The sequence below is a fragment of the Spiroplasma endosymbiont of Phyllotreta cruciferae genome, assembly GCF_918697755.1.
The window spans coordinates 172,139-188,875 of the sequence record NZ_OU953854.1 but is presented as its reverse complement, the minus strand read 5'-3'; the positions used below and the strand labels follow the sequence as shown (position 1 = coordinate 188,875).

Genomic DNA, 16,737 nt, shown 5'->3' with positions numbered 1-16,737 from the left:
AAACCTTACTAAGTAAAGTAATTTATGAAACTATATTTATAATCCATTTTATATTATAGCTCAAAAAAATAATTTATTAAGGTTTTTTAAGAAAAGATATCTTTAATTAATTAGTTAATGCACTTGCATGCCCAAAATTTTTATTAACTGAAAAAACAACACGATCATAAATTTCAGTAATATTTGTTACAAATGGTTTAATTGTAATTAAAATTACTTTTTTCTCAAAAGCATGATGGGAAATTTGTTTAATTTGCTCACTTTCTTTTTCTAAATGCAAAATTAATGAATCTTCTAATTTTTCAATAATCGGAATATTTAATTTTTTAATTACTGCTTCAAAATCGTTTAACATTGGTTGTTCCATTACTGTAAACTGATAATAATTTTGACTAGCATTAATAACCGTTCCTGAAAAAACAACTTTCCCATAATTTAAAATTGTAATTTCATCTGCAATATCTTGTAATTCTGTTAAAATATGCGAACATATCAAAATTGTTTTGCCATGGTTTTTAATTCGAATCAAATCATTAAATAATTCTTGGCGTGCAGTTGGATCTAAATTAGCGGCAGGTTCATCTAAAATTAACACTTTTGGATCAGCAATTAAAGCCTGAGCTAATAAAACTTTTTTCTTCATTCCTGATGAAAAAGTATTAGGATTTTTACTGCGAAATTTTCATAAATTTAAATTCTCTAAAATTTTCTTTGCCTTTACTTTAGCATCTTTAAAAGGAATATCACGTAAATAACTCATTTCAACTAAGTATTGATAAACATTTAAATGCTTTGGAAAACGAGCATTTTCAGGAATATATCCAATAATTTTTTTAGCTGCTGGAGAATTAGCTTTCAAACCATCAATATTAAAATTACCAATGGTAGGAATAATTGTTCCAACCAACGATTTAATTGTTGTTGTTTTCCCACTACCATTTGGCCCAATAAAACCATGAATTTTCCCCTTTGAAACTTTCATATCAATATTATCAACGGCAACAAATTTTTTAAATCTTTTTGTAAATCCATGAATTTCAATTGCTAAATTAGGATCTGGTGTAAAATCATTTTTCTTTGTTTTCATAACTATACAAAATCCTTTCTTGTAATTCATCATAATGTTATTGCTGCTAATCCACCAGTTACTAATAAATAACCAGCATACATTCCTGTTAGACTAGTTAAAGTTACCGGTTTATTAAAATCAGCCATTAAGAAATATCCTTTTTGTGTGGCATTACTATTAACTTTGTATTCAACATTATTAACTTTTGCTTCTAAATAATTATTTAATGGTAATAACATTGATGACACAATATTATCTTGTCCTGTCAAAATTGCGCGGGCATCACCAGTTCACATAATAACTCATTGTTGCCAAATATTTAAATAAGCCATTAATTTATATTCTGTTTGAGCATTTGTAATACTTTGCAATTCTGATGTTGCTTTAGTATTATCATCAAAAATAGAACTATCTGAAGATCTTAAATATGCTCATTGATTCAACCAATAATACATTTGTGAAACAAATTGATAATAGATTGACATTACAGGATCATCAAGATAGACATTTTGCAAATACAAATTATTTGTTAAAAAGTTTATTAAATTATCTCTAAAATAATTAAAATGTTTATGACTATCAGCTGATAAGTTTTCATTAATAGAACCTGTAATTACATTTGGTGAAAGTAAACCACCATATCGTCCAGAACTGTATTTATTATCATAACCAATAATTGTTGGTGAAAATACTCCTTTATCATACATTGTTTTCATAATTTTATAAATTTGTTTTGAAGTATTGGTTGTTAATTTACTTTCATCTAATTCATTTAAATTAATTTTTACTGATGATGGTTTTGTTGATGAAACAATAAGGGGATTCCCACTTGCTAACTCTTGATAAAATTGCCCTAAAATATTAATTCCTTTATCAGTATTATTGAAAAATTGAACTTTATCAATTCCACTTTCAGTTTCAGTAAATGGCTTTGGATTATAACCATCAAATTCTAAAACATAATTGTTAATTAATTTTGCTAAATTTGGATAATTAGTTGGATTTTTCTTAACTTCTGCTACAAACTGTTCTCAATTAATTGTTGGTGTTCCTGCAGTTGCTATGGCGCTTTGAATTGCCGCATTAATATTATTAGCTAAACTAGTAACATTAAATGAACCAACTGTTTGGCTATCTAAATTAGAATTAATGTTAAGTTGAAGTTTGTTATTGTAATAATTTCAAGTTGGTCATCCAACAGTATCGAGCATATTATGATATGTTTTAATAAGTTCAGAATCATTAAATTTTACGGGGCTTTTTGCTAAGTCCGTTGTTTTCATTAAATATGCTGAAGACTTATCAGAAAGTTTCGTTGAATTATAAATAAACGGAATCATTTCACCAATTACAGTTAAAAAACCAATTGTAAATAAAATTCCAATAACTCCTTTTGCATTTAATCCTAATGAAATTAAAATTCCAATTGTTGTTAAAAATAATTGTAAAATAAAACTTGTTAAAATCATAAAATTAACTTTGCTTAAGATTGCTTTTCCTAGGGCAAGTCCTTTTGGTCCCATTCCTAATGAAATTAAAGGTGGCACTAACAAAATTATTACTGAATATATTAAACATAAAAATTGTAATGCTAATCATTTTTCAATAATCATTCTTGTTCGTGAAATTGGAATTGATGAAAAAATTAGTAATGTTCCATCATCAATTTCATCGCGAACTAGTTGGACGGCTTTAAATCCAATAAACATTGATGTTAAGCCAAAGTATAGCATATATCAAATTCATGCATAAATGTTAAATGTTGATTTTGCAATCTCACTATATTCGCCACTAAGATTATCCATCATTGATGTTGACATCGAAATAGTAATAATTAAATTAATCCTACTGCAAATGTTAAAACAAACATTACATATGTTGATGGTGATTTTAACATTTTAATTAAAGTATAACGAAACATTTTTATTGAAAAAAACGAACTAATTTTTTTCTTTAGATCTGATTTTTTCTTAATACTTGTTGTCTTTGTCGCCTCATTATGAGTCATATTTTTCCTCCTATTTATTTAATCAATAATTTATAATTTTAGAAATTATGAAATAATTATACAAAAAAAGGTTTTTGCTGTTTTTTTTAAATTAAATTTTTAAACCTTACCTTATTATTCTTTATCAAATAATTTAATCCTCCGTTCTTTTGCTTTTTCTTTTTTAATTTTCTTAATTGATGCTTTTATATGATCACGACGAATTTGTTTCTTTAACGCCGCAATTTCTTCTTTTCGTTTCTTTTTATAACCAGGTTTAATTTTTTTATTATTATCTTTTGTTTTATAACGATGAATAATTTTATTAATTTCATTATTAACTTGTTCTGAATTTTGTTTTTTTGGTTTATTAATCACTAAATCAATATCAACTAATTCATTCACCTGATTTCATTTTTGATACTTAAAAGCAATTCCCTTTGCAATTAATTGTTCAACCAGCGTTAAATTTTTTGTATCATACAAAGCATAACTATAACCAGTATAATTTGCCCGTCCAGTTCGCCCACTACGATGAATATAATATTCTAAGTCATTTGGTAAATCAATTGAAATAATATGACTTACTCCAACAAAATCAATTCCTCGCGCCGCAATATCACTAGCAATAACATACTTATATTCTAAATTACGAATTCGTTTTACAACTTGAGTTCGTAACCGTGGTTCTAAACCAGCATGCAATTGGGTTACTGAATAATTATGTTCTAATAATAAATCATAATATTTATTAATTTCTTCTTTCTTATTAACAAAAATCAAACACAAATAAGGATCAAATGTTTTTAAAAGTTTCAATAAAATAGTACTTCGTTCTTGATGCTTGGTTGGAATTAAAATATGCGTAATATTTTGGTTAGTTATTTGATTAGCATTTAAATCCAAATAATGCGGATTTTTTAAATATTTTATTAAAAATGGTTTTAACACTTCTGGAATTGTTGCTGAAAATACAGAAACTTGAACGTTAGGATTAACTTTACTTAAAAGATAATCAACATTTTCAATAAAACCTAAATCAAAAATCATATCACATTCATCAATAATAAATGTTGTTAACTTTCCTAATTTTAAACTTTGTTGATCAAACAAATCCTTTAACCGTGTTGGTGTTACAACCATGATATGCGGTTGACTTCGTTCTAACTGTTCTATTTGCCGTTTAATGTCTTCTCCCCCAACAAAGCAATTAACTTGTAATGCTGGTTGAAATGTTTTAAAAAAACGAATATTATCATAAATTTGTTTTGCTAACTCACGGGTTGGTGTCACAATAATTGACTGAATGCTTGATTGATCATAATCTAAATTATTTAAAATCGGTAAACAAAATGCAAAAGTTTTGCCAGTTCCAGTATGAGCTTTGCAAATAACATTTTGATGTTTTAATAACAATGGAATAACTTTTTCTTGTACCATTGTTGGTTCTGTAAAATTTAATTGTTCCAAACCTAAATTTAGAAATAGTTTTAAACCTAACTTATAAAAATTATTCATTATTAGCACCCTCTCAATATCAAAATTATAACATAAATAAAAATGAAATTATTGCTAATTTCACTATTTAAACTACTATTTTCCAGCAATAACATTTAGCTTTCTGATCGTAGTTTTTTTATTATATTTAATTTTAAAAAGATCTTTTTCTTTGTTAAAAGCAGCTTGTGCTTGGTCCAATAAATTAGTTCAATATTATTTTTCTTTTGCAAAATTGGTTGGTTGCTCTTGACCCTTTTTAACGGCTTTTGTCATTTTTGCCAATGCTTTTTAGCATGCGTTTTTGTTTTTTTAAGATTTTTTTTAGCATCTAAATATTCGATTGAATATGGGCGCGTCATTGCTTTAACAATTTTTGCAGTTATATAAAAACCAACAAGACTTAAAACTGGGATGGCAACTAACAAGGCAACAACAACGCTTCCAGTCACTGTTGCAAAATTTGTTCCAATTTCAGGTTCATAGTCTGATGGTCATTGAATGACACCATTTATAACACTTCCTGGTTGTTTTAATCATTCCATCAAATCAATTGCTGAACCATTAACAGTAACATAATTGGAATATCCTCAAATAAAACTGCCGCTTGTTGCTAATCGCATTACTTTTCCAAGTCCTAATTCAGCAATTAATTGATAACCATTCCCATCGAATGTTTTAGTATCCTTAACATTAACAGGTAGTTCCTTACCTTCCCAATAATAACCATTATTATAATGAACAGCTAAAAAAGCTAACGCTAAGACTAAAATAAATAAAACAATAATTCAAATTAAAGCAATACTTCATTTTGCAAATGTTTTCATAATTTAATTCTTTCCCCCTCATTTAAGTTTATTATAGTCCTAATTATTTAAAATTCTTAATTTTATTTTTCTATTTTCAATAAAACAGGAAAAACATTAATAAAAACTTTAAATAAAACAATAACTAGTCAAACTAGTTATTGTTACTATCTCTATTTTTTCTCTTATTTTTTTAACGAAGATTTTTTCCCTGTCGTTTTTTTGCACCATTGCTTTTTGGGGTTGCTTTTTTGGCAGGGTTCCCATTTCCAAATGCTTCTAATTTTTCATTTGCTTCTTTACGGTTTTTTGCTTCAAGTGCTTTACGTTGTGCTGTTGATTTTCCTAATCTCTCTGCAATTAATCTTTGTGCAGTAATTGCGGTAGTAATTGCTGAACCATCTTTGGCGCGATAATCCGCAACAGTTTTAGTATAAACATCTCCAACCGAACGATCAATTGATCTTTTCATTGCTGGAGTTGAATCTACTACTGCTTGTTCCTTAATAAATAGTCATTTTTCTTCCACACCATTTTTTACTACTTGTTTTTTAGGCGCTGATGCCTTGCTAGTTTTCACAGTTTTTGAGCTTGCCATACTCAATCTCCTTTCATATAATGCTCTTAGCGCTATATATTTAATTAAATTATTTTTATCTTAAAGTATTACTAATTTAAGATAAATGTAATATTTTAAGGAAAATCATATTCTTTACCTTAAAATAGACTATATAATTGTATCAAATTTAACCAAATTAATAAATACCTTTAATAGATTATTTTAAAATGATAAAACTAACATTTTTTAGTTGTGTTATCATATAAATAGATAAAATGGACGGTGAAAAAATGAAAGTTGTCAAAGTAACACCACGCGGATATTGCCTTGGTGTTGTCAAATCAATTAAATGAGCAAAAGAAGCAGCAATAAAATATGCTGGTCGCGAAATTTATATGTTAGGTTATTTGGTTCATAATAGTCATGTCATTGAAGAAATTGTTAACTTAGGTGTAATTCCTGTCAATGATTTTAAACTTGATCGGTTAGAGTTAATTAAGACATTACCAGATAATGCTGTTGTCATATTAAGCGCCCACGGCAGCAATGATCGAATTAAAACTGTTGCTGATGAGAAAAATATTACGCTTGTTGATACCGAGTGTGAATGAGTAACAGTAACTAAGGACCTAATTAAAGAATACTTATTAAAAGACGACTATCAAATTATTTTTATTGGAAAGCACTTTCATCCAGAGACAAATGCGATGTTAGCAATTAGTTCAACCATCAAACTTGTTACAAACGAAGAAGAAGTTGATGCAATTCTTCCCAGTCTTGATCCGAATAAAAAAATCTTAATTACTAATCAAACAACTTTATCAAAGATTGATATTGAAGCAATTGTTGAAAAAATTAAAAGATTAATTCCTAATGAAATTACTTTTAAAAACGACTTATGTAACGCAACATTAGAACGACAAAATGCAGTTTTGAATTTAGACCCAACCAGTATTGATCTTTTATTAGTCGTTGGTGATGAACGCAGTAGCAACACTTTAAAATTAGTAGAAATGGGAGAACAAATTGGCATTAAATCATATCGTATTAATGATAAAAATGATATTGACCTGGCATGACTGACAAACAAAAGTTGTGTTGCTGTTACTGCCGGTGCTTCAACGCCAAGTATTATTCAATTAAAAGTAATTCGCTTTTTAGAAACCATCTAAAAAATAAATAGTAATCTTTTTATAACAAAAAGATTACTATTTATTTTTATTATCTTAAAATTATACCTTAGATTTTTCAAACCGAAGTTCAAAATACCATGACGTCCAAGCAGTATAAAAAATCGCATTATTTGTTCCAAAATAAAAATCAAAGTTTCAAATTAAACGCCGCCCTAAAATAAAACTAGTTTTATTGGCATTTAATTTAAGATTATGATTTCTACTTAAATTTCCTAAACTAAAGATATTTAAACCCTGTAAATCTTTTGCTTCCTCAGAGGCCTTAAAATCATTAAGTAAAATACGTAAAACCTTTCTATAATCATATTGTGACAAAGCTAAAACTTTATCAAACGTTGCTTGGTTTAAGATAAAACACTCCCGAGTTTTTATTTGATTCAATTTGAAAATGTTTAAAAAAAGCAGTTATTAAATTTCCAAATTGCATTAATTTATTTGTTAAACCTTCCTCTGTAATTTCAACTTGGACTTTTAACGGATGTTCGTCGCTAACAACAGTGCCTGATAATGGCAAGCCAGCAACAATTATTTTTCCTAAATTAATATTAAAAGTTGCTAAATTTAAATTATTACCCCCGGTATTAAAAACATTAATAAACGAACGATAAAATTTAACAAAATGTTCTGGTGTAATTTGACTTACCTGATAATTTTCACCAGCCCAATTATATGAAGCTATTTCGGAACGGACAACAACTTGGCCATTTGTTTTATCATTAACCGCACTAGTTAACAAAGTTAATAATGGAATTGCTGAATTATATTTAATATTATCACTAAAAGTTTTTAAATTAACATCTTCTGTTAAAACCTTTTTTAATTTTGTAAAAATAATATTATCTAAATCGGTAAAATTACTTGTATAATTAACATTAAAATTATCATAAACTGATTTAAGATCATTATTCTTATCAATTTGGAATGTTCCTTCTTTATTAAAAAAAGCAACAACTACTTTTGAAATTTTACTAATGAACCCCCTAAAACTTTTTTCATTACTGTTGGATTATCGGTGATAACATATTGCATTGAATACTCCGAAAATGATGCTAACGTTTTAAAATGAACTTCAAATTTAAAATTAAAATCAACTCGAACAGCACGGACATTTTTAATCGTTGGATCAGAAATAACTGCCAATTGTTCAACGTCAATAAAATTTAGATGGTATGTTAAACTATTGGGCATTATGGCTAATGGTGTTGTATTAAAATAATAATTTGAATAATAATTAATAATTGCATTATTAATATTATTAAAACTTGCCATAAAACCAGTACTTAAAATTGATAAAGCTGGTTCAACTTTTGGGTCAGTTAGCATAATGGGCACATTTTGTTTATCTTTATCAACCATTGTATATAAATTATCAAATTGAGTTTGATATTCAGTACTATCAATAATGTTTTTAGTTCGAATATAATCTAAAAAACCATTAGAAGCACGTTGTGAAATTTTGTTTAAAATTTCAGCATCTTTATCGATCCCAATATTGGGGTCTTCTTCTAGTTGAGAATAATGATGACATCCAACAATTGTACTAACTCCTGTTGTTGTCAAAGCAGAAATTCCCAACAATGTTAATGGTTTTTTCATTTTTATATAAACATCTCCTTTTTTAATTGCCTTATTAATTATGACTTAAAAAAAGAATAATCAAATAAAAATATTTTTTAATTTTGCAAAATATTGCAATATTTTGCAAAATTAAAAAATATTACTAACGGTAGTTAATAATATTTTTAATATGATAACCCATAACTGATAAAGTTGGAAATTTACGTTTTAAATAACTAGAAAAAGCGTTACTAAAAAAATCTTCCATATAGTGGTTAAAACAGACAACTGAAAGTCGTTTCTCATTTGCTAGCACTCACTGGTCTCACTTTACTTCACCGGTAATAAAAAGGTTAACTTCATTATCAAGTTTAGCAATAACATCCCCGCCAGCACCAGCTGCTAAAGCAACCGTTGTTATTGGCTGCTGATAATTTGTTAAATTATGTTGCACTGTTACAATGTTAAAAATTGTTTTTAACTTGGTAATAATTTCATCAACCGTTAATGTAACATAACCAATTTTAGTAAAAGGATCACCTAAAAACGAAGTAATTTTTTGAGCATTTATTTCTTGTAAAATTAGTTCATTCATTAAACCATCATAATTAGTATGGAGAGCATAAACTGAAATTTGGTGTTCTTTCAAACGTTTTAAAATTTCTTGTTTATAGCCAATTTGATATAATGTTTTTTTCTTCCCATAACAAAACGGATGATGTGTAATAATCACATTCGCTTTTTGAGTAATGGCTTCATCAATCACTTCTGTAGTTAAATCCAAACTAACAAAAATTTTTGTTACTTCATTATTTTTAACTCCCCATTGATAACCACTGTAATCTCATTTCACTACTGTTTTTAATGGAAAGTCAATTTCAATTTCTTGATATAATTTTTTAATTAGCATTAAATCACCTTATTTATCATTTTCAATTTTGTTTTAATTTCTTGATAGCGTTTTGTTTTTACTGGAATTTTATTTAATAATGTTTGAAAATAATCATTTTTTAATAATCATTTTTCTTGAAAAAGTTTAGTTTGTTCTTTTTGTAATAATGGTCCAAAAAGAATATCTTTCTTATTTCTAACTTTTTGTCCAACAACTTTATTAATAACAATAATTTCATAAATAATTTCATTTTCTTTAATCAAAAGTTCTTTTTCAATAAAATACTTTTTTTCCTTAACTCATTGACGCAAAATAATTGGATCATCATTTGAACACAAAATATAGCGGTCAATTAAATCTGAATCTTGCTGTAAAATTTCAAGGATGCTAGCACTACCTAACCCCGAAATAATACCCGAATCAATTTTAATATTTGCAAGTCCTTGCAATCCATCGGCTAAAATCGGAGTAATAATTTCCCCAACCTGATATTTAGCAATATTCTTTTTTGCTTGCTCCAATGGTTTTTCTGCAATATCACAAGCATACGCTTTGGTAATTAAATTTCCTTTTGCCAAATAAATTGGAATCATTGCATGATCAGTTCCAATATCACAAATAACGTCTTTATCATTAACTTGTTTTGAAATTAATAATAAACGTTCTGATAATCTATCCATGGTTTAAAACACCTATCCTTTAAAAAAGTCTTTTAATACTTTTGCTTTTGAATTAGCTTGGTTTGGTTTAAATTTTCGAATTGTCTTTGCCTCAATTTGGCGAATTCGTTCACGAGTAACTTTAAATTCTTTTCCTACTTCTTCTAATGTTTTTGGTGAATCATATTTTGACAAATGTTTATCAATTAGTTTATTTTTTCGACTTTGAACTTTTTCAATTGGGGTATCATAGTGAGTATCTAATGCTTTCACTGTTTGCACCAATTCCAGGAAAGTTTCATCTTCACATTCTTTTGCTAATCTTAAAACTGTTCTTAATTTTGTTGGTAAAATTCCAAACCGCATTCTAATTACTTTTTCCTCACGTGCTGATAAAATTTCATGAAAAACTTCATCAATTACTTCCCGTAATGACTCTTTTTCAGCATATTCATCCGGTGTAAAAATGTCTTTATCATCAACAAAGTCACCAAAATGAGTATCATCTTCATCTCCAATTGGTTTTTCCAATGAAACTGGTTCAATTGATAATCGTTTAATTTCACGTACTTTTTCACCAGTCATTCCTTGCCCCATTCGTTCAGCAATTTCATTAAAACTTGGTTCACGACCCAACTCTTGTGTTAACTGACGTTCAATCCTTGTTAATTTATTAATTGTTTCAACCATGTGGACTGGAATTCGAATTGTTCGAGCTTGATCAGCAATTGCTCGTGTAATAGATTGACGAATCCATCATGTTGCATACGTTGAAAACTTAAAACCACGGGTATAATCAAACTTATCAACTGCTTTCATTAAGCCAATATTTCCTTCTTCAATTAAATCTGAAAAATCTAGTCCTCGGTTTAAATGCTTACGGGCAACCGATACGACTAACTTTAAGTTTGAAGTAATTAATTTTTCACGACCATATCGTTTTTCTTCAGGATCTGATGATTCCAACATTTTAGCATATTTAATTTCTTCTTCACGCGTTAGAATTTTACTTGTTCCTAAAACATTAAAATACGCTTTAATAATATCTTGAATTTTAGTTTCGTTTGAAATTCCCCCAACTTTATAACGCAACTTATCTTCACTTTGTTTTTTTCCTGGTTTAACTACTTCTTCAACCTCTTCAACTTCTTCCAAATTAACATCACTAAATTCGACTCCATTTGCAACAAGTTCTTCAAAATACTCGTCAACATCATTATCATCAATCTCAAAATGATCATTAATTAAAGTAATTAATTTTTCTTGTTCAATTTCATTGTTATTTTCTTCTAAAAATTTATTAATATAATCTTTAAATTCATCAAAAGTTTTCATTTCTCTAATGTCTTTTTTTGATAATCCCATTTTCTCTACCCCTTTTTAAATTTTAACCGTTGGTTCATCTTATCAATTTCCATCGAAATGGTTTGTTGTTCAATCAGATTATTTGCTTTTTCTAGTTTATTTCATAGCATTGCAATCTCTTTTTCATTGGCAAAATCATCAATTAGCAGCGCATAGTCTTCTAATTCTTTCTTATTATATTTAGTTTTAATCGTTGATTTATCAATAATGTCCATTAACATTTTTTTTAAATCCGGATCATTTATTTCATCACACAACATACTAATATTAACATTTTCTGCCCCTAAATGTCTATTATAATATATAATTATATCATTTGCTAGTAATCGGTAACCATTAAAATTTAAGTTTGCTATTTTTTTTTGATAAAAATCAGCTGCTTTTCTAGAAGCAAGCAATTGTAACAACATTTTTTGTTCCGCTAATATATAACGTTTTAAACTTTTAATCTTATATTTTGTTTTTGTAAAAGCATTAGAATCTTTAATGATTACTGTTGCTGATTTTTCCCTCTTTTTTGCTAATTCAGAAGAATCAATCGAGATCATTGGCTCTGAAACTGGCGCATTTGCTAAGGGTTTATGATACACTTTAATTTGATTAATTTTAGTTTGAATTGTTTCGCTTGAAATACCAGTAATTTTTACCAAATTATTAATTGCTAATTCTTGTTCTAATGGATCGGGACTTGCTTTAATTAAGGTTCCAACAACATTAATGAATTCTTCCAACTCATTTGCTGCTTCTAAATTAAATTTATTTTTAAAATAATCAACTGCAAAATTAATTGGATGCATAGCGTGCGTTAACATTGTATGAATTAATTCCCCTTGGCCACTATTAAATAATTCATCGGGATCTTGTCGTGTTTCATTTAACACAATTTTAGCTTTCAAATTATTAACTAATAACTTTGCAGCAACTTTTAAACTAGCATTAATTCCTGCTTGATCACCATCTAAAAAGACTAAACATTCACCTGTTAACTTTTTAATTTCCTTAATGTGATAATCACTTAAATTAGTCCCCATTAAAGCAACCGTATTTTTAATATCCAATTTATCTAAACCAATAACATCCATATATCCTTCTAACAAAATCAAGTTATTTTGTTGGCGAATGAATGGTTTTGCTCGTTGAATATTATACATTAATTGTTCTTTTTTAAAGACTTTTGTTTCTGGACTATTTAAGTATTTGGCAACTTTATCATCTTGGCCAATCACCCGACCAGAAAATCCAATAATATAACTATCCTCATTTTTAATTGGAAACATAACACGATTATTAAAATAATCATAAACATTCCCATTTTTAATAGTAATTAATCCAGTTTGTTGAATGTCATTAATAGAATATCCTTTTTTTATTAAAAAATAATATAAATGATCAAAACCACTTTCAGCATAACCAATATTAAACAACTCAATCTCTTGTTGTGTAATATTTCTTGTTGCTAAATATTTTTTTGCATTATAGGCTTTTTTTGTTGCCAAACTATTACTAAAATAAGCTTGTGCTAAAGCATTAATTTCAAAAATTAATTTATCAATTTCATCATATTTTGCTTTTTCTTGATAAGTTGTTAATTCATCTAAGGAGATATTAGCCATTACAGCAACTTTTTTCAACGCTTCAATAAAACTAATATTTTCATATTCTTGTAAAAAAGTAAAAACATTCCCACCAGCTGAACAAGCAAAACAACGATAGATTTGCTTTTCTGGTGAAATGCTCATTGAAGGATGTGAATCTTGATGGAAAGGACAAACAGCTCAGTAATTCCTCCCCCGCTTTTCCAGTGATAAATACTCTGACATTACTGTAACAATATTTACTTTTGACCGAATTAAATCAATCTTTTCATTACTAATTAATGCCATACCTTCCTCCTCCTTTTAATTATTTTAATAATGCTCTAAAATAATCTTCTAAATTTGCAATATCAATTCGTTCTTGAACCATTGTATCTCGATTCCGAACAGTAACTTTTTGGTCTTCTAATGATTCAAAGTCAAAAGTGACACAAAATGGAGTTCCAATTGCATCTTGCCGACGATAACGTTTCCCAATGTTTCCTGTTTCATCATAAGTACATTGAAACTGATTTAATAATTTTTCATATAATTGATAAGCTGCTTCATTTAATTGTTTACTTAATGGAATAACAGCAAGTTGATATGGTGCTAACAATGGACTTAATTTCAAAACAATTCGTGAATCATTATCACCAATTTTTTCAACATGATAAGCATCATATAATATTGCTAACATTAAACGCCCAACCCCAACTGACGGTTCAATAACATGTGGCAAAATTTTTTCGTTTGTTTCTTGGTTTAAATAACTTAAATCTTGTTTACTCATTCTGCTGTGTTGACGTAAATCAAAATCACCACGATCAGCAACTCCTCATAATTCACCCGTTCCAAACGGAAACTTATATTCAACATCAATTGTGCGTTTAGCATAATGTGCTAATTCACTTGCTTCATGGTTACGAAAAAGATAATTCTTAGGATTTAGATTAATTAAATTTAAAAACTTAGTAACTTCTTTAACTCAATATTCAAACCAATCTGTTTGGTCATCCGGATGATAGAAAAATTCTAGTTCCATTTGTTCAAATTCGCGTGTCCGAAAAATAAAATTTCCCGGCGTAATTTCATTTCGAAATGACTTTCCAATTTGACCAATTCCAAAAGGCAATTTTTTTCGTAATGAACGTTGAACATTTTTAAAATTAACAAAAATTCCTTGTGCTGTTTCTGGTCGTAAATAAACAATCGATTTTTCATCTTCCAGTACCCCTTGGTTCGTCTTAAACATTAATTCAAACTGACGAATATCAGTAAAATCATGTGCACCACAATTTGGACATAGCAAATTTTTTTCGTCAATAAAAATTTTTAATTGTTCATTACTTCATCCCCCACAATTAAGATCAGGATAATTATCTTCAATTAACTTATCTGCTCGCATACGAGTTTTACATTTTCTACAATCTAATAATGGATCAGCAAAATTTCCTAAATGGCCTGAGGCTTTTCACACATTATTATTCATTAAAATTGTACTATCCAGACCAACATTATATTTTGATTTTATAATAAAATGTTGTCATCATAAATTTTTTAAATTTCGTTCTAACTCAACACCTAATGGACCAAAATCTCAACTATTTGCTAAACCGCCATAAATTTCACTCCCTTGAAAAACAAAGCCTTGTGATTTTAAATGATTAACAACTTCTTCTAATGTATATCGCATTAAATATAACTCCTTTTTATTTCTCTACCCTCAATTATACTATGTTATTATTTAAAATAAATTGATTTTTTCTGCATTTCATAAATACTATAAGAAAAAAAGCCAACTTTCGTTAAATAATACTCACATAGCATTTTAAATAAAACAATCATTTCTTTGACATTAATTTTATTTGATGTAAATTGTAAATGCTAACCGATAAAAAGTTAACTAAATTAATAGTTAACTTTTTTAAGTTAACTATAGGAGGTTGAAATTATGCAAACAAAGCAATATTTTATTTTGCGGTCGTTAGGTCGTTAGTGAAAAAGTATGGTAAAGATAATGTTATTAATACTGTCAATAAGATTGCAAAAGATATTGAAATTAAAAAGTAAAAGAATAAATTATTCCGCGTAATTTATTAGCGGATAATTTATTCAATAATGTTTTTAATGGAGCAAAGCGACAACGAGTGGAGCGATTTTTCAAATTTCAATTTTTTAATTTATTGAAAGGAGTTATTATTATTCCAGGTTTGATTAACAACACTAAATATTGTCGTTAATCAACCTAGCATAAAACTTAATTCCTCCTAAAATTTAATTTCGCGGCACGCTCCGCGTGTTCGCTACGCTCAAAATAAACTATATTGAATAAATTAACGCTAATAAATTACGCGGATAATTTATTCATCTTCTTTTACATTATTAATTACAATATTATTTACCGTATTAATAACATTATCTTTTCCATACTTAATTACTAAGGACCGTAAAATAAAATAATGCTTCTTTTCAATAAAAAATCAACTCCTTTCTGAGTTGATTTGTTGCACTTCACTTACACGATGCCAAGTAATTTTCCGAACACCAGGAGCAAAAAAGCTAATTTTCCTAACTCTTTGGTAAAAACCGTTATAATTTCACTATCATCATAACTTTGCTTATTAATAACGATCCCAGTAACTTTTGTTGTCATTATTACTTAGTAACTTTCTTTGTTATATCCTAAACGAGCAATCATTGATGGTTTATCACGTCATTTTTCAACCACTTTGACAAATAACTCTAAAAATATTTTTGTTCCTAAAATTTGTTCTAATTCTAAACGAGCTTGAGTTCCAATTTCCTTAATTAGTCGTCCATTTTTGCCAATCACAATCCCCTTTTGAGAATCACGTTCAACACAAATTGAGGCCATAATTTTTAACAATGTTCGTTGTTCGTCAACCTTATCAATTAAAATTGCTACACTATGCGGAATTTCATCTTCAGTTAAAAATAAAATTTTTTCTCGAATAATTTCACGAATTAAAAACTTTTCAGGCTGGTCAGTTAACATGTCATCAGGATAATATTGTGGTCCCTCTGTTAAATGATCTTTTAATAATGTTAGCAACTTAGGAACATTTTCATGTTTTAACGCTGAGATTGGAATTACAGCAGTAAAATTATGAACCTTTTCTCATTCCGCAATTTTAACCATTAAATCCCCTTTTGATACTAAATCAATTTTAGTAACAACTAAAATAATGGGAACCCCTCGTTCTTCTAGTGCTTTAATAATATAGCGATCATTATCGCCAATATACTCATTGACGGGTGCTAAAAATAAAATAACATCCGCTGCTTTTGTTGTGGATAAAGCAACTTTATTCATAAATTTCCCCATTTCATGATGTGCTTTATGAATTCCTGGTGTATCCATAAAAACAATTTGTGCTTCATTGTCATTATAAATCCCTTGAATTCGATTGCGTGTTGTTTGAGCTTTCGCAGTAACAATTGCCACTTTATTATTTAAAATTGTATTTAATAATGTTGACTTTCCAACATTCGGGCGGCCAACAATTGCCACAAATCCCGATTTAATTGTCATTTTTATCACCTCGTAATTAATTT

Annotated in this window: 17 protein-coding genes; 1 reads left to right on the top strand and 16 read right to left on the bottom strand. The window is 27.9% G+C overall.

The genetic code is table 4. The features are described 5' to 3' along the window. Positions 1–106: 106 nt before the first annotated feature. The 6 genes from NL276_RS01100 to NL276_RS01075 all read right to left on the bottom strand — a co-directional run bounded on the left by NL276_RS01100 (position 107) and on the right by NL276_RS01075 (position 5,957). Positions 107–1,087, bottom strand: coding sequence for an ABC transporter ATP-binding protein (locus NL276_RS01100; protein ID WP_253301627.1), 981 nt, complete (start codon positions 1,085–1,087; stop codon positions 107–109). A gap of 2 nt (positions 1,088–1,089) precedes the next feature. Then, positions 1,090–2,877: an ABC transporter permease gene (locus NL276_RS01095; protein ID WP_253301626.1), complete on the bottom strand. Its 1,788-nt coding sequence runs from the start codon at positions 2,875–2,877 to the stop codon at positions 1,090–1,092. 26 nt (positions 2,878–2,903) lie between these two features. Continuing rightward, positions 2,904–3,077 (bottom strand): hypothetical protein, encoded by a 174-nt coding sequence (locus NL276_RS01090; protein WP_253301625.1) that lies wholly within the window; start codon positions 3,075–3,077, stop codon positions 2,904–2,906. 114 nt (positions 3,078–3,191) lie between these two features. Next, entirely contained in the window at positions 3,192–4,574 is a 1,383-nt protein-coding gene (locus NL276_RS01085; RefSeq protein WP_253301624.1) for a DEAD/DEAH box helicase, read from the bottom strand. A gap of 95 nt (positions 4,575–4,669) precedes the next feature. Continuing rightward, a complete protein-coding gene (locus tag NL276_RS01080; protein ID WP_253301623.1) occupies positions 4,670–5,380 on the bottom strand; it encodes a hypothetical protein in 711 nt (236 codons plus the stop codon). Positions 5,381–5,552: 172 nt separating this feature from the next. Next, positions 5,553–5,957: a hypothetical protein gene (locus NL276_RS01075; RefSeq protein WP_253301622.1), complete on the bottom strand. Its 405-nt coding sequence runs from the start codon at positions 5,955–5,957 to the stop codon at positions 5,553–5,555. 251 nt (positions 5,958–6,208) lie between these two features. Between NL276_RS01075 and ispH the strand changes: the two genes are divergently transcribed. Beyond that, positions 6,209–7,090 carry a 4-hydroxy-3-methylbut-2-enyl diphosphate reductase gene (gene ispH, locus NL276_RS01070; RefSeq protein WP_253301621.1) on the top strand — a complete coding sequence of 294 codons (882 nt, stop codon included), beginning with the start codon at positions 6,209–6,211 and terminating at the stop codon, positions 7,088–7,090. 346 nt (positions 7,091–7,436) lie between these two features. Here ispH and NL276_RS01065 read toward each other — a convergent pair whose 3' ends face one another. From NL276_RS01065 to era, 10 genes are all read right to left on the bottom strand, one after another. Further along, entirely contained in the window at positions 7,437–7,847 is a 411-nt protein-coding gene (locus NL276_RS01065) for a hypothetical protein (RefSeq protein WP_253301620.1), read from the bottom strand. Positions 7,848–8,062: 215 nt separating this feature from the next. Continuing rightward, positions 8,063–8,707 (bottom strand): hypothetical protein, encoded by a 645-nt coding sequence (locus tag NL276_RS01060; protein ID WP_253301619.1) that lies wholly within the window; start codon positions 8,705–8,707, stop codon positions 8,063–8,065. Between the two features lie 124 nt (positions 8,708–8,831). Then, on the bottom strand, positions 8,832–9,578 hold the full coding sequence (locus NL276_RS01055; RefSeq protein WP_253301618.1) for a Nif3-like dinuclear metal center hexameric protein: 747 nt from the start codon (positions 9,576–9,578) through the stop codon (positions 8,832–8,834). Continuing rightward, positions 9,578–10,240 (bottom strand): tRNA (adenine(22)-N(1))-methyltransferase, encoded by a 663-nt coding sequence (locus NL276_RS01050; RefSeq protein ID WP_253301617.1) that lies wholly within the window; start codon positions 10,238–10,240, stop codon positions 9,578–9,580. The genes NL276_RS01055 and NL276_RS01050 overlap by 1 nt, the downstream gene beginning before the upstream one ends. Positions 10,241–10,252: 12 nt before the next feature. Next, positions 10,253–11,584, bottom strand: coding sequence for a sigma-70 family RNA polymerase sigma factor (locus tag NL276_RS01045; protein ID WP_253301616.1), 1,332 nt, complete (start codon positions 11,582–11,584; stop codon positions 10,253–10,255). Between the two features lie 5 nt (positions 11,585–11,589). Then, complete coding sequence (dnaG, locus tag NL276_RS01040) at positions 11,590–13,467, bottom strand: DNA primase (RefSeq protein ID WP_253301615.1); 1,878 nt, start codon at positions 13,465–13,467, stop codon at positions 11,590–11,592. A 19-nt stretch (positions 13,468–13,486) separates the two neighbouring features. Further along, complete coding sequence (locus NL276_RS01035) at positions 13,487–14,854, bottom strand: glycine--tRNA ligase (RefSeq protein WP_253301614.1); 1,368 nt, start codon at positions 14,852–14,854, stop codon at positions 13,487–13,489. Between the two features lie 667 nt (positions 14,855–15,521). Then, positions 15,522–15,671, bottom strand: a complete 150-nt coding sequence (locus NL276_RS01030; RefSeq protein ID WP_253301872.1) for a hypothetical protein — start codon at positions 15,669–15,671, stop codon at positions 15,522–15,524. Between the two features lie 5 nt (positions 15,672–15,676). After that, a complete protein-coding gene (locus NL276_RS01025; RefSeq protein WP_253301613.1) occupies positions 15,677–15,814 on the bottom strand; it encodes a recombination protein O N-terminal domain-containing protein in 138 nt (45 codons plus the stop codon). 6 nt (positions 15,815–15,820) lie between these two features. After that, on the bottom strand, positions 15,821–16,714 hold the full coding sequence (gene era / locus NL276_RS01020) for a GTPase Era (RefSeq protein ID WP_253301612.1): 894 nt from the start codon (positions 16,712–16,714) through the stop codon (positions 15,821–15,823). Between the last annotated feature and the right edge of the window lie 23 nt (positions 16,715–16,737).